Source organism: Pseudomonas sp. Pseusp9 (genome assembly GCF_059491265.1).
The window spans coordinates 5125350-5140301 of the sequence record NZ_CP168500.1 but is presented as its reverse complement, the minus strand read 5'-3'; the positions used below and the strand labels follow the sequence as shown (position 1 = coordinate 5140301).

Here is a 14952-nt window from a genome sequence, read left to right as displayed (position 1 = left end):
ATGCACGCGGTGCTCTGAAGTCCATCGCGAGCAAGCTCGCTCCTACAGTTGTTTCTGTGGTGTTTGTAAGTTGAGTGCTTAAGGCATAATCCGCCCAATTCCAACAACAAGGACGCCTTCCCGTGAGCTCAGTCAACAAGTCGATTTTGTTGGTCGATGACGATCAAGAGATACGCGAGTTGCTGGACACCTACCTGACCCGTGCCGGTTTCCAGGTGCGTACCACGCCCGATGGCGCCGGTTTTCGCCAGGCGCTGAACGAGGCGCCGAGCGATCTGGTGATCCTTGATGTGATGCTGCCCGACGAAGACGGCTTCAGCCTGTGCCGCTGGATTCGCCAGCATCCACGCCAGGCGCAGGTGCCGATCATCATGCTCACCGCCAGCTCCGACGAGGCCGACCGCGTCATCGGCCTGGAACTGGGCGCCGACGATTATCTGGGCAAGCCGTTCAGCCCGCGGGAATTGCAGGCGCGGATCAAGGCGTTGCTGCGCCGCGCGCAGTTCGGTCAGGAACGTAACGGCGGCGAGGTACTGGCCTTCGATGACTGGCGTCTGGACATGGTCAGCCATCGCTTGTTTCACATCGATGGCGAAGAGGTGATTCTCTCGGGCGCCGACTTCGCACTGCTCAAACTGTTCCTCGATCACCCGCAGGAAATCCTCGACCGCGACACCATCGGCAATGCCACCCGTGGACGCGACCTGATGCCCCTCGACCGCATTGTCGACATGGCGGTCAGCCGCTTGCGCCAGCGTCTGCGCGACACCGAAAAACCACCACGGCTGATCCGTACCGTGCGCGGCAGTGGCTACCAATTGGCAGCCACTGTGGTTGCCAGCAATGGCCACTGAGCTGTTTCGCAAGCTCGCGGCCAAGGTCCCGATGCCGCGTTCGCTGCTCGGGCGGATGTTGCTGCTGACCTTGCTGGCCGTGTTGTTCGCCCAGACGTTATCGAGCGTGATCTGGGTGTCGCAACTGCGCGCCACTCAGCTCGAAGGCCTGATCACCAGCGCCCGCAGCCTGGCCCATTCGATGACGGCCAGTGTCAGTTATTTCCGTTCGTTGCCGGTGGCGTTTCGGCCCCTGGTGCTCGATCAGTTGCGCAGCATGGGTGGCACCCGGTTCGTGGTGACGCTCAACGACAAGCCTCTGGGCATGGAAGTGCTGCCCATCACCCCGCGTAAAGAGGCGGTGCTCAAAGCCGTGGACGAGGTGCTGCGCCAGTCCCTCGGCCAGGACACCGACATCTCGGTGACCTTCGTCAGCCCGGAAGACCTGCGCATTTTCAATGGCGGCCTGAAACTCGATGAGTTGCCGCGTTCCTGGGCGCACTATGCGCTGACGCTGGAACCGGTGAATCCGCCGGTGCTGGTCACGCAGATCCAGATGGCACCGGGCGAATGGCTGTACATCGCCTCGCTGTTGCCCGAGCCCTACACCAGCCTTGAAGAACAGGGCCTGCCGGCGCAGCAGGTGTGGTTCATTGTCCTGACCAGCGGCTTTTTGCTGTTGTTCATCGGCTTGCTGGTGCACTGGCAGAGTCGGCCGCTCAAGCGCCTGGCGCGGGCGGCGCGGGACTTGTCACTGGGCGCCGATGTCGAGCCGGTGGCCGAGGGTGGCGGCAGTGAAGTGGTGGAAGTCGGCCGTGCCTTCAACACCATGCGCGAGCGCATCAGCCGTTACCTGACCGAGCGCAGCCAGTTGTTCAGCGCGATTTCCCACGACCTTCGCACACCGATCACCCGCCTGCGACTGCGGGTCGAATTGCTCGAAGACGAAACACTGCAAACCAAGTTCGGTCGTGACCTGGATGAGCTGGAGCTGCTGGTCAAAGGTGCGCTGCAATGTGTGAAAGACACCGACATCCACGAAAATATCGAGCCGGTGGACCTCAATCACGTGCTCGACTGTCTGGTTGAACCGTACCTGGCGCCCAATGGCAACGGCCGCGTGACCCAGCAGGGGCGGGCGCTGGCGGCGTATCCGGGTAAGCCGCTGGCGCTCAAGCGCTGCATCGGCAACCTGATCGACAATGCGTTGAAGTACGGGCAGAACGCGCACTTGCACATCGATGACGATGACAGTGCGTTCATCCTGCATGTCGATGATGAAGGGCCGGGCGTACCGGAGCAGCGGCTGGAGCAGGTGTTCGAGCCGCACTTCCGCCTGGCCGGGCAGCAGCAGGGTTATGGGTTGGGGCTGGGGATTGCCCGCAACATTGCCCATAGTCATGGTGGTGAGGTCAGCTTGCAGAATTTACGTGAAGGCGGGTTGCGGGTGACTTTGCAGCTGCCGCGCAGTGCTGATTAGTTAAACCGCGTTATCGTTCTTCGCGAGCAGGCTCGCTCCCACAAAGATTCAGGTGATCCTGTGGGAGCGAGCCTGCTCGCGAAGGCGGCAGAACATTCAACATTGTCCTCAAGGCAATTGTCACAAACCGGTGACATAACCCACCCCCTTCGTTACAAGCCTGCCTTCGTCCGTTGTTTATGCTGCCCAGCAGTCATAACAACAAAAAAGGTACGTCATGAACACCTTCCAACCTGCCTTCAGCAGTTGGCTGAATGCACCTGCCCATCAGCATTGGCTCACCGCCGAAGGCTTGCGTTTGCTGGCATTTGCCAAGGCTTCGAGGCTTCCTGAAGGCTTCGGCAACCTCGATGAAAAAGGTCGGCTCCCGGCCGATGCACAAGCCTGGACCATGAACACTGCGCGCATGACCCACAGCTTCGCCATGGCCCATATCCAGGGGCTGCCCGGCTTTGCCGAGCTGGTCGATCACGGTGTCGCGGCACTGCGCGGGCCACTGCGGGATGCGCTTCACGGCGGCTGGTTCGCGGCTGCCGAACATCGCGACGGCAACACCGGCAAGAATGCCTATCTGCATGCTTTCGTCGCGCTGGCCGCCAGTTCCGCAGTGGTCGCACAGCGTCCCGGTGCGCAGGCCTTGCTCGATGATGCCATCGACATCATCGACACGTACTTCTGGAGTGAAGAGGAGGGCGCCATGCGCGAATCCTTCAATCGCGACTGGAGCGAGGAGGAAGCCTATCGCGGCGCCAACAGCAACATGCACGCCACCGAGGCCTTCCTCGCTCTGGCCGATGTCACTGATGGCAACCGTTGGCTGAGCCGTGCCCAACGGATTGTCGAGCGGGTGATCCATGGTCATGCCGCTGCCAATAATTATCTGGTGATCGAACATTTCGATCGCACCTGGCAGCCATTGCGCGACTACAACCGCGACAATCCGGCCGACGGTTTCCGCCCCTACGGCACCACCCCGGGCCACGGTTTCGAGTGGGCGCGGCTGTTGCTGCACCTCGAAGCTTCGCGGGTCAGAGCGGGGATGCTCACACCGGGCTGGCTGCTCACCGACGCGCAAAAACTCTTCGAGCACAACTGCCGTCATGGCTGGGACGTCGATGGTGCGCCGGGGATCGTCTACACCCTGGACTGGGACAACAAAGCGGTGGTCCGCCATCGCCTGCACTGGACCCATTGCGAAGCCAGTGCCGCCGCCAGTGCGCTACTCAAGCGCACCTTTGAAGCGCAATACGAACGCTGGTACCGACTGTTCTGGGAATTCTGTGACAGTCATTTCATCGACCGCGAAGGCGGCAGCTGGCATCACGAACTCGACCCGCAAAACCGCCCGAGTGCCGATATCTGGCCCGGCAAGCCGGACCTTTACCACGCCTGGCAAGCCGTGCTGATTCCGCGCCTGGCGCTGGCGCCAAGCATGGCCACGGCGCTGGCGCAGTTGTCCCAGAGCGGTTCTATGTAACCATGCGGTGACATTCGCGCATCCCTTCGTTACCTGCGAGGGGATATCCCCTGTTTAGAATCTTATGCAGCGCAAGCAACAGACTTGCATGCATAACAACAAGAAAGGTGCTCCTAGATGAATGCGATTTCTCGCCTCGCTACTGTCATTTCTCTCGCTTCCCTGTCTGCGCTCCCCCTCAGTGTCCTCGCTGCCGAATCCAAAGGTTCCGTTGAAGTCGTTCACTGGTGGACTTCCGGTGGTGAAAAGGCAGCGGTCGATGTCCTGAAGGCTCAAGTCGAAAAAGACGGCTTCACCTGGAAGGACGGCGCAGTCGCCGGTGGCGGCGGTTCCACGGCCATGACCGTGCTCAAGAGTCGTGCCGTAGCCGGCAACCCGCCGGGCGTTGCCCAGATCAAAGGCCCGGATATCCAGGAATGGGGCAGCACTGGCCTGCTCAGCACCGACGCGTTGAAAGACGTTTCCAAGTCGGAAAACTGGGATGGCCTGTTGTCGAAGAAAGTCTCCGACACCGTGAAGTTCGAAGGTGACTACGTCGCCGTGCCGGTGAACATCCACCGCGTCAACTGGCTGTGGATCAATCCGGAAGTGTTCAAGAAAGCCGGGATCGAAAAAGCCCCGACTACCCTCGAAGAATTCTATGCCGCCGGCGACAAGCTCAAGGCCGCCGGCTTCATCGCGCTCGCCCACGGCGGTCAACCTTGGCAGGACAGCACCGTGTTTGAAGACGTGGTGCTCTCGGTCATGGGGGCCGACGGTTACAAGAAAGCCCTGGTGGATCTCGATCAGAAAACCCTGTCGGGCGCTGATATGACCAAGGCCTTCACCGAGTTGAAAAAAGTCACCACCTACATGGACCCGAACCGCGCCGGTCGTGACTGGAACATCGCGGCCGCCGACGTCATCAATGGCAAGGCCGGCATGCAGATGATGGGTGACTGGGCGAAAAGCGAGTGGACCGCCGCGAAGAAAATCGCCGGCAAGGACTACCAGTGCGTAGCGTTCCCGGGCACCGAAAAAGCCTTCACCTACAACATCGACTCCCTGGCGGTGTTCAAGCTCAAGGCCGATCGCAAGGGTGACATCGCTGCCCAGCAAGACCTGGCCAAGGTCGCATTGGGTACCGACTTCCAGAAAGTCTTCAGCATGAACAAGGGTTCGATCCCGGTGCGTAACGACATGCTGAACGAAATGGACAAGCTCGGCTTCGACGAGTGTGCCCAGAAATCGGCGAAGGACTTCATTGCGGACGACAAGACCGGCGGCCTGCAACCGAGCATGGCGCACAACATGGCCACCTCCCTGGCCGTGCAGGGCGCGATCTTCGACGTGGTCACCAACTTCATGAACGACAAGGACGCTGACCCGGCCAAGGCCAGCGCCCAACTGGCTTCTGCTGTCAAAGCGGCCCAGTAATTCGCAATCGCCGCAGGAGAATCCTGCGGCAAACCCCTGAGAGAGCTCCGCCCCATTGTAGGAGCGAGCTTGCTCGCGATGGACTACCAGACACCGCGCTAATCCAGACAGGACTCGGTGTTCTTGATTCTATCGCGAGCAAGCTCGCTCCTACAGGGGGGAACTCTGTCCGGATTTCACTTCTCCACCTGGATTATCCCGATGAGCTCTGTGGCGGTTTTCAGCAAAGCCTCACCGTTCGATGCGCTGCAGCGCTGGTTACCCAAGTTGGTACTCGCGCCGAGCATGCTGATCGTGCTGGTTGGCTTCTACGGTTACATCATCTGGACGTTCATTCTGTCCTTCACCAACTCCAGCTTCATGCCGAGCTACAAGTGGGTCGGCCTGCAGCAATACATGCGTCTGATGGACAATGACCGCTGGTGGGTCGCGAGCAAGAACCTCGCGGTGTTCGGTGGCATGTTCATCGGCATCAGCCTGGTGCTGGGCGTGTTCCTCGCCGTGCTGCTGGACCAGCGCATTCGCAAGGAAGGCTTCATCCGCACCATCTACCTGTACCCGATGGCGCTGTCGATGATCGTCACCGGTACCGCGTGGAAATGGCTGCTCAACCCAGGCCTGGGTCTGGACAAGATGCTGCGTGACTGGGGCTGGGAAGGCTTCCGTCTGGACTGGCTGGTGGATCAGGATCGCGTCGTTTACTGCCTGGTGATCGCCGCCGTGTGGCAAGCCTCCGGGTTTGTCATGGCGATGTTCCTCGCCGGCCTGCGCGGTGTCGATCAATCGATCATCCGTGCCGCGCAAGTCGACGGGGCGAGCCTGCCGACCATCTACCTGAAGATCGTACTGCCGAGCCTGCGCCCGGTGTTCTTCAGTGCCTTCATGATTCTGGCGCACATCGCGATCAAGAGCTTCGACCTGGTCGCGGCGATGACTGCGGGTGGCCCGGGTTACTCCTCCGACCTGCCGGCGATGTTCATGTATTCCTTCACCTTCAGCCGTGGCCAGATGGGCATCGGTTCGGCCAGCGCCATGCTGATGCTCGGCGCCGTGCTGACCATCCTCGTGCCGTACCTGTACTCCGAGCTGCGAGGCAAACGTCATGACTGATCCATTCGCAAAGCGCGGCCTCAGCTTCAGCCGAGTCGCCATTTACGCCACCCTGTTGCTGGCCGCGGCGGTCTATTTGATCCCGCTGGTGGTGATGCTGCTGACCAGCTTCAAATCCCCGGAAGACATCCGCACCGGCAATCTGCTGAGCTGGCCGACCGTGATTGACGGCATCGGCTGGATCAAGGCCTGGGACGTGGTCGGCGGCTACTTCTGGAACTCGGTGAAAATCACCGTGCCGGCGGTGCTGATCTCCACCTTCGTCGGCGCCATGAACGGTTACGTGCTGTCGATGTGGCGCTTCCGTGGTTCACAACTGTTCTTCGGCCTGTTGCTGTTCGGCTGCTTCCTGCCATTCCAGACTGTGCTGCTGCCGGCCTCGTTCACCCTCGGCAAGTTCGGCCTGGCCAACACCACCTCGGGCCTGGTGCTGGTGCACGTGGTCTACGGCCTGGCGTTCACCACGCTGTTCTTCCGCAACTACTACGTGAGCATTCCGGATGCGCTGGTCAAGGCCGCGCGGCTCGATGGCGCAGGCTTCTTCACGATCTTCTGGAAGATCCTGCTGCCGATGTCGATCCCGATCGTGATGGTCTGCCTGATCTGGCAGTTCACCCAGATCTGGAATGACTTCCTGTTCGGCGTGGTCTTCGCCAGTGGCGATGCCCAGCCAATTACCGTGGCCCTGAACAACCTGGTCAACACCAGCACCGGGGTCAAGGAATACAACGTTGATATGGCCGCCGCGATGATCGCCGGGCTGCCGACACTGCTGGTCTACATATTCGCTGGCAAGTATTTCCTGCGTGGGCTGACGTCCGGCGCGGTCAAGGGGTAGAAACATGGCAACTCTCGAATTACGCAACGTCAACAAGACCTACGGCGCCGGTTTGCCGGACACCCTGAAAAACATCGAACTGAAGATCGATGACGGGGAATTCCTGATCCTGGTCGGCCCGTCGGGCTGCGGCAAATCCACCTTGATGAACTGCATCGCGGGCCTTGAAACCATCAGCGGCGGCGCGATCCTGGTGGATGACGCCGACATCAGTGGCATGAGCCCCAAGGATCGCGACATCGCCATGGTGTTCCAGTCCTACGCGCTATACCCGACCATGAGCGTGCGGGACAACATCGCCTTCGGCCTGAAGATCCGCAAAATGCCGACCGCGGAAATCGACGAAGAAGTCGCTCGGGTTTCCAAGCTGTTGCAGATTGAGCACCTGCTTAGCCGCAAGCCCGGCCAACTCTCCGGTGGCCAGCAACAGCGTGTGGCGATGGGCCGTGCCCTGGCGCGGCGGCCGAAGATTTATCTGTTCGACGAACCGCTGTCCAACCTCGACGCCAAGCTGCGGGTCGAGATGCGCACCGAAATGAAACTGATGCACCAGCGCCTGAAGACCACCACGGTCTACGTGACCCACGACCAGATCGAGGCCATGACCCTGGGTGACAAGGTTGCGGTGATGAAGGACGGGATCATCCAGCAGTTCGGTACGCCGAAGGACATCTACAACAACCCGGCCAATCTGTTCGTGGCGAGCTTCATCGGTTCGCCGCCGATGAACTTCATCCCGCTGCGCCTGCAACGCAAGGACGGTCGTCTGCTGGCGCTGCTCGACAGCGGCCAGGCCCGTTGCGAATTGCCGCTGGGCATGCAGGACGCCGGTCTTGAAGACCGCGAAGTGATCCTCGGCATGCGCCCCGAGCAGATCGTTCTGGCCAATGGCGAAGCGAACGGTTTGCCGACCATTCGTGCCGAAGTCCAGGTCACCGAACCGACTGGTCCCGACACCCTGGTCTTCGTCAATCTCAACGACACCAAGGTCTGCTGCCGCATGGCACCGGACGTGGCGCCGGCGGTGGGCGAGACGCTGAACCTGCAATTCGATCCGGCGAAAGTGCTGCTGTTTGATGCCAAGACTGGTGAGCGTTTGGGCGTCGCTGGCGTAGCGAAAACCGAATCACATGCTGACAACGTCGCACAGTTCAAAGGCCGTTGAAGATCAAATCTGTAGGAGCGAGCCAGCTCGCGATGGACGTCAACGATGACACTGGAAACCTGACACCCCACGGTGTTCTCAGGATTCTCGCGAGCAAGCTCGCTCCTACAGGTGGGGGACATGTGGCGGGTGGAGACATCCGTCGCAACTGATGTAACCGCGTTAAAGAAGAAAAGTTAATAACAATAAAACGAGGAAGTAGGGATGAAGATGAAGAACAAGGCCCGGTTGCTCTGCCAAGTGTCAGCAGCGGCAGCACTGGTTCTGGCCGGCAATGCGATGGCCGCTGAAGCGTTCAGCTCCGACTCCAAATGGATGACGGGCGATTGGGGTGGCGAGCGAACCAAACTGATCGAGCAGGGCATCGACATCAAGATGGATTACGTCGGTGAAGTCGGCGCCAACCTGCATGGCGGTTTCAACGATGACAAGACCGCGCGCTACGCCGACCAGTTCGGCCTGGGCGCTGCGCTGGACCTGCAGAAACTGCTGGGCTGGGACAACACCCAGGCCAAGATCCAGCTCACCAACCGTAACGGTGAGAACATCTCCAACGACCGTATCGGCGATCCGCGTGCCGGCACCCTGAGCTCCTCCCAGGAAGTCTTCGGGCGTGGCCACATGGTGCGTCTGACCCAGTTGTGGATCCAGCATCAGTTCCTCGACAACAAACTGGACGTCAAGGCCGGTTACTTCGGTGAAGGTGAAGACTTCAACACCTTCCCGTGCGAATTCCAGAACCTGGCGTTCTGCGGATCCCAGGTGGGTAACTGGGCCACCAACATCTGGTACAACTGGCCGGTGATGCAAGCGGCGATCCGCGTCAAGTACAACATCAATGATGAGCTGTACGCCCAGATCGGCGCGTACAACCAGAACACCTCGCAACTGGAGCACGGTAACGGCTTCAAGCTCAGCGGCAGCGGTACCAATGGCACCGTCCTGCCAATCGAACTGGTCTGGTCGCCGAAGGTCAACAACCTGCCGGGTGAATACCGTGTCGGTTACTACAAAAGTACCTCCGATGCCGACGACGTTCTCAAAGACGACAACGGTCAGGACGCAGCGACCAGCGGCAATCCATTGCGCGTCCACGATAGCAAGCACGGCTACTGGTTCGTCGCGCAACAGCAACTGACCAGCCACAACGGCGACGCCTCTCGCGGTCTGAACATCGCGGCCAACGCCACCTTCCACGACAAGGACACCAACTTCATCGACAACTACCAGTCGCTGATGTTTGTGTACAAGGGCCCGTTCGACGCGCGTCCGAAGGATGACGTGGGCATCGGTTTCGCCCGTATCCATGTCAATGATGACGTGAAGAAAAACGCCGAGCTGACCAACGCGGCCAACGGTGTTTCGGACTTCGACAATCCGCTGTTCTCGCCCATTCGTGAAACCGAATACAACTACGAGATCAACTACGGCTTCCACGTGACCAACTGGCTGACTGTACGTCCCAACCTGCAATACGTCACGCACCCGGGTGGTGTGGATGAAGTCGACAACGCGCTGGTGGCCGGCCTGAAAATTCAGTCGGTGTTCTAACGCTGTTGCGATAAGCTTCTCTCCATGTGCGCATATTTGCGGACAGCCATGGCTGTCCGCTTTTTTTTGCGGGCCGCGCACCCCGGTGACAGATGATTTTCAGGACCGTGGCACATGCTTGAGCATCCGCTACAACGCTTCTTCAAATCCTTGCGCGAGCGTCCGGTGTTCGCGTGGGAGCGCTATCAGATGCGCGACGTGCTGGTGATCGATCATCCGCTGTGTCAGGCGGTGTTCAGCCGTCAGGGCGCGCAGTTGTTGCACTTCCAGCCCAAGGGCCAGAAACCCTGGCTGTGGTGCGCGGCGAAGTGGCCGCAGGTCGGTGCCATTCGCGGTGGCGTGCCGGTGTGTTGGCCGTGGTATGGCCGGCATCCGAGCGAAAACGCCTGGCCGTCCCATGGCTGGGCGCGGTTGCTCGACTGGAAGCTGCTCGACAGCGACAGTGACGACGATGGCGTGCGGTTGCACTGGCAACTGAAGTTGTGCGACTGGCAGGTGGATCTGCACGCGCACTTGGGCGAGCGCATGGAGTTGCGCCTGAGCACCGAGCATCAGGACGACATGCCGTGCCAGTTGAGCCAGGCTTTGCACGCTTACTGGCGTATTGGCGATGTCAGCGAGATAGCGCTGTCTGGGCTTGAGGGGGCGCAGGGTTATGACCAGTTGAGCCGACAGGTTTGTCAGCAGGAAGGCGAGTTGCGCGTGGACGGCGGTTGTCAGCGCGTGTTCCAGCATGAGGGCGAATTGCAGCTCAACGACCATGCCTGGCAGCGGGCGCTGCGCATCGACACTGGCGAAACGGCCGACACCGTGGTCTGGCATCCCGGTTCACGTCCGTTGCTCGGCGTGACCTGGAACGAGATATCCGAATTCGTTTGCGTAGAGGCCGCAAGCGGCGGTACCGACAGCCTGTGCCTGAAGCCAGGGGAGCGGGCGCATTTGAGTTTGCAGGCGCGGGTGGGGGCTTAGATCAGCATTTGCGGTGATGCAACTGGCCCTTTCGCGAGCAGGCTCGCTCCCACAGGGGATTGGTTTTGAACACAAATGCCGTGTTCACTGAAGATCCCATGTGAGAGCGAGCCTGCTCGCGAAGAGGCCGGATCATTCAGCCAGGAAGTATCTGGCCTCAGTTGAACTCATCACCCACCGGATACCGGCTGGCATTCAAGCTCTCCTTGATCTTGCGCAAGTGCGGCTGGAAATCCACGCCCCGACGCAAGGTCATGCCGGTGGCGAGCACGTCCAGCACGGTCAGCTGGATGATCCGCGAGGTCATCGGCATGTAGATGTCGGTGTCCTCCGGCAGAGGAATGTTCAGGCTCAGGGTGCTGGCCTTGGCCAGCGGCGAGTTTTCGGCGGTCAGGCCCAGCACCGATGCGCCGTTTTCCCGGGCGATGCGCGCGACTTCCACCAGTTCGCGGGTGCGACCGGTATAGGAAATGATCACGAACAGCTCGCCGGTGTGGGCCACCGAGGCAATCATGCGCTGCATCAGCACGTCCGCGTGGGCCGTGACGGCGAGGTTGAAACGGAAGAACTTGTGCTGTGCATCCAGCGCCACGGGAGCTGAAGCGCCGAGGCCGAAGAAGTGGATCTGCCGGGCCTGGATCAACAGGTCGACGGCGCGGCTGATCAGGTTCGGGTCCAGGGCCTGGCAAGCGCTGTCCAGCGAGGCGATGGCGCTGCCGAAGATCTTCTGGGTATAGGCTTCCGGATTGTCGTCGGCTTCCACCGCGCGGCTGACGTACGCGGCGCCACTGGCCAGGCTCTGGGCCAGTTGCAGTTTGAGCTCGGGGTAGCCGCTGACGCCGAACGAACGGCAGAAACGGTTGACCGTCGGTTCGCTGACCGAAGCCGCTTGGGCGAGGGCGGCGATGCTGAACCGGGTGGCCTGCTGTGGATTGAGCAGGATCACCTCGGCGACTTTGCGCTCGGCCTTGTTCAGCTCTTCAAGGCGATTCTGGATTTGTTCCAGTAAATTTCGCACGCGGTCCATATGGGATTCCTTGATTCACCGGCACCGATAAGCGCGCGGCTAATGCAAAAAGGGCCTTTGGTGAGGCCCGTAACGGTGGCCTATCCTACTGATGGCTCCGACCGACCACCACTCGGAATCTGTATTTTGCGAAAATGTTGTGGTTATTACTACATTTTCCCTTGAGTGATGCCTTGAAAAAAGGTATTTGTAGCTTAACTTGATAAAAGAACAAACATCATGCTCTCGATTACGGTTGAACCGTGCACCTTTGCCTTGTTCGGCGCCCTGGGCGATCTGGCCTTGCGCAAGCTGTTTCCTGCCCTCTATCAACTCGACGGCGCCGGCCTGCTGCACGAGGACACGCGTATTATCGCGCTGGCCCGTGAGTCTGGCAGCGAACAGGAACACCTGTCGTTCATTGCCTCCGAGCTGCGCCGCTATGTCGGTGCCAAAGAGCTGGACGAAGCCGTGGTCGAACGTTTCCTGGCGCGCCTGAGCTACCTGCACGTCGACTTTCTCAATCCCGACGATTATGTGGCCCTGGCCGATGCCGCCGGTACCGCGCAGCGAGTCATCGCCTACTTTGCGACCCCGGCCGCCGTCTACGGCGCGATTTGCGAGAACCTGGCCAAGGTCGGCCTGGCGCAAAACACCCGTGTGGTGCTGGAAAAACCCATCGGTTCGGACCTGGAATCCTCGCGCAAGGTCAACGACGCCGTGGCGCAGTTCTTCCCGGAGAACCGCACCTACCGCATCGACCACTACCTGGGCAAAGAGACCGTCCAGAACCTGATCGCCCTGCGTTTCGCCAACAGCCTGTTCGAAACCCAGTGGAACCAGAACTATATTTCCCACGTGGAAATCACCGTGGCCGAGAAGGTCGGTATCGAAGGCCGCTGGGGTTACTTCGACAAGGCCGGCCAGCTGCGCGACATGATCCAGAACCACCTGTTGCAACTGCTCTGCCTGATCGCCATGGACCCACCGGCCGACCTGTCCGCCGACAGCATCCGTGACGAGAAGGTCAAGGTGCTCAAGGCCCTGGCGCCGATCAGCCCGGAAGGCCTGACCACTCAAGTGGTGCGCGGCCAGTACATCGCCGGCTACAGCGAAGGCAAGGCGGTACCGGGGTACCTGGAAGAACCCAATTCCAACACCCAGAGCGACACCGAAACCTTCGTCGCCCTGCGTGCCGACATCCGCAACTGGCGCTGGGCCGGCGTGCCGTTTTACCTGCGTACCGGCAAGCGCATGCCGCAGAAGCTGTCGCAGATCGTCATCCACTTCAAGGAACCGTCGCACTACATCTTCGCTCCCGAGCAGCGCCTGCAAATCAGCAACAAGCTGATTATCCGCCTGCAGCCGGACGAAGGCATTTCCTTGCGCGTGATGACCAAGGACCAAGGCCTGGACAAAGGCATGCAGCTGCGCAGCGGTCCGTTGCAGCTGAATTTTTCCGACACCTGGAGCAGCGCACGGATTCCCGATGCCTACGAGCGGTTGTTGCTGGAAGTGATGCGCGGCAATCAGAACCTGTTTGTCCGTAAAGATGAAATCGAAGCCGCGTGGAAGTGGTGTGACCAGTTGATCGCCGGGTGGAAAAAATCCGGCGATGCGCCCAAGCCGTACGCGGCCGGGTCCTGGGGGCCGATGAGCTCCATTGCTCTTATCACGCGGGACGGGAGGTCATGGTATGGCGATATCTGATTTGAAACTGCCGCAGGGCGTCAGCGCCCATGCGTTCAAGAGCCCGGTGCTGCTGGCCGAAAGCCTGGCACTGAAAGTGGCCAAACAATTGAGCGATGCAATCGACGCCCAGGGTACAGCGACGCTGGTGGTGTCCGGTGGCCGCAGCCCGGTGGCGTTTTTCCAGCACCTGGCCAAGCAGGCGCTGGACTGGTCCAACGTGGTGGTCAGCCTGGCCGACGAGCGCTGGGTGCCGGTGGAGCACGCCGACAGTAACGCTGGTTTGCTCAAGAAGTACCTGTTGCAAGGCCCGGCGGCCAAGGCGCAGTTCCTGAGCCTGTACAGCGCCAGTGCCAACCTTGAACAGGCGGCCGAGCAGGCCGACCGCTTGCTGTCCGAGTTGCCGGTGATCGACGTGCTGATCCTCGGCATGGGCGATGACGGCCACACTGCGTCGCTGTTCCCCGACAGCCCGAACCTGGCCGAGGCCTTGAAAGTCGACGGCACACGTCGTTGCTGGCCGATGCTGGCGCCGACCGTGCCGCGTCAGCGCCTGACCATGAGTCGCGCGCTGCTGGCTTCGGCCAAACACAAGATTCTGTCGATTTCCGGTCAGTCCAAGCTGACCACCCTGAGTTTCGCGCTGGCCGGTGACGATGTCGCCGAAATGCCGGTGCGCGCATTTCTGCAACCCACGTTAGAGATTTACTGGTGCCCATGAGCCAAGGAACAGCCGCTATGACAAATCCATCCCCGACCGTTTCCATGGCGGATAAAGTTGCCCTGATCGACAGCCTCTGCGCGAAAGCGCGGATCCTGCCGGTGATCACCATCGCCCGCGAGCAGGACGTTCTGCCGTTGGCCGACGCGCTCGCGGCCGGTGGCCTGACGGCCCTGGAAGTGACCCTGCGTTCGCAGTTCGGCCTCAAGGCCATCCAGATTCTGCGCGAGCAGCGTCCGGAGCTGGTGACCGGTGCCGGCACCGTGCTCGATCGCCAGATGCTGGCGGCCGCCGAAGCCGCGGGCTCGCAATTCATCGTCACGCCGGGCATCACCCGCGACCTGCTGGAAGCCAGCGTCGCCAGCCCGATTCCACTGTTGCCAGGCATCAGCAATGCCTCGGGCATCATGGAAGGCTACGGTCTGGGTTATCGCCGATTCAAGTTGTTCCCGGCCGAAGTCAGCGGTGGCGTCGCAGCCATCAAGGCTTTGGGCGGCCCGTTCGGCGAAGTGAAATTCTGCCCGACCGGCGGCGTCGGCCCGGCCAATATCAAGAGCTACATGGCGTTGAAAAACGTCATGTGCGTGGGCGGTAGCTGGATGCTTGATCCGGAATGGATCAAGAACGGCGACTGGGCCCGCATTCAGGAATGCACCGCCGAGGCCTTGGCGCTGCTGGACTGATCGCTTCACCCGAC

General features: G+C 60.7%; 13 protein-coding genes. 12 read left to right on the top strand and 1 reads right to left on the bottom strand.

Features of this window, described 5'->3' with window-relative positions:
* Positions 1-122 precede the first annotated feature (122 nt).
* From ACEN8E_RS23410 to ACEN8E_RS23370, 9 genes are all read left to right on the top strand, one after another.
* Positions 123-854, top strand: a complete 732-nt coding sequence (locus ACEN8E_RS23410; RefSeq protein WP_008019251.1) for a response regulator — start codon at positions 123-125, stop codon at positions 852-854.
* A 31-nt stretch (positions 855-885) separates the two neighbouring features.
* On the top strand, positions 886-2313 hold the full coding sequence (locus tag ACEN8E_RS23405; protein WP_495593381.1) for an ATP-binding protein: 1428 nt from the start codon (positions 886-888) through the stop codon (positions 2311-2313).
* Positions 2314-2530: 217 nt separating this feature from the next.
* Complete coding sequence (locus tag ACEN8E_RS23400; RefSeq protein WP_495590052.1) at positions 2531-3790, top strand: D-mannose isomerase; 1260 nt, start codon at positions 2531-2533, stop codon at positions 3788-3790.
* A gap of 117 nt (positions 3791-3907) precedes the next feature.
* Positions 3908-5206, top strand: coding sequence for an ABC transporter substrate-binding protein (locus tag ACEN8E_RS23395; protein WP_495590051.1), 1299 nt, complete (start codon positions 3908-3910; stop codon positions 5204-5206).
* A 201-nt stretch (positions 5207-5407) separates the two neighbouring features.
* Positions 5408-6316 carry a carbohydrate ABC transporter permease gene (locus ACEN8E_RS23390; protein ID WP_110661155.1) on the top strand — a complete coding sequence of 303 codons (909 nt, stop codon included), beginning with the start codon at positions 5408-5410 and terminating at the stop codon, positions 6314-6316.
* Positions 6309-7154, top strand: coding sequence for a carbohydrate ABC transporter permease (locus tag ACEN8E_RS23385; RefSeq protein ID WP_495590050.1), 846 nt, complete (start codon positions 6309-6311; stop codon positions 7152-7154). Before ACEN8E_RS23390 ends, ACEN8E_RS23385 begins: the two co-directional genes overlap by 8 nt.
* Positions 7155-7158: 4 nt before the next feature.
* Positions 7159-8319 (top strand): ABC transporter ATP-binding protein, encoded by a 1161-nt coding sequence (locus tag ACEN8E_RS23380; RefSeq protein ID WP_495590049.1) that lies wholly within the window; start codon positions 7159-7161, stop codon positions 8317-8319.
* A gap of 204 nt (positions 8320-8523) precedes the next feature.
* The gene (locus ACEN8E_RS23375; RefSeq protein ID WP_495590048.1) at positions 8524-9870 is read left to right on the top strand and encodes a carbohydrate porin; all 1347 of its coding nucleotides are present in this window, start codon (positions 8524-8526) and stop codon (positions 9868-9870) included.
* 114 nt (positions 9871-9984) lie between these two features.
* Positions 9985-10839 carry a D-hexose-6-phosphate mutarotase gene (locus ACEN8E_RS23370; protein ID WP_495590047.1) on the top strand — a complete coding sequence of 285 codons (855 nt, stop codon included), beginning with the start codon at positions 9985-9987 and terminating at the stop codon, positions 10837-10839.
* A 157-nt stretch (positions 10840-10996) separates the two neighbouring features.
* Here the strand turns inward: ACEN8E_RS23370 and ACEN8E_RS23365 are convergent, their stop codons facing one another.
* Positions 10997-11857 carry a MurR/RpiR family transcriptional regulator gene (locus ACEN8E_RS23365; protein WP_170948639.1) on the bottom strand — a complete coding sequence of 287 codons (861 nt, stop codon included), beginning with the start codon at positions 11855-11857 and terminating at the stop codon, positions 10997-10999.
* Positions 11858-12085: 228 nt separating this feature from the next.
* Here ACEN8E_RS23365 and zwf point away from each other — a divergent pair, with 228 nt between their 5' ends.
* From zwf to ACEN8E_RS23350, 3 genes are read left to right on the top strand one after another with little or no spacing between them, the layout of a single operon-like run.
* Positions 12086-13555: a glucose-6-phosphate dehydrogenase gene (zwf, locus tag ACEN8E_RS23360; protein WP_495590046.1), complete on the top strand. Its 1470-nt coding sequence runs from the start codon at positions 12086-12088 to the stop codon at positions 13553-13555.
* Positions 13542-14255, top strand: coding sequence for a 6-phosphogluconolactonase (gene pgl / locus ACEN8E_RS23355; RefSeq protein ID WP_495590045.1), 714 nt, complete (start codon positions 13542-13544; stop codon positions 14253-14255). The genes zwf and pgl overlap by 14 nt, the downstream gene beginning before the upstream one ends.
* A gap of 17 nt (positions 14256-14272) precedes the next feature.
* The gene (locus tag ACEN8E_RS23350) at positions 14273-14938 is read left to right on the top strand and encodes a bifunctional 4-hydroxy-2-oxoglutarate aldolase/2-dehydro-3-deoxy-phosphogluconate aldolase (RefSeq protein ID WP_104449181.1); all 666 of its coding nucleotides are present in this window, start codon (positions 14273-14275) and stop codon (positions 14936-14938) included.
* The last annotated feature ends 14 nt before the right edge of the window (positions 14939-14952 follow it).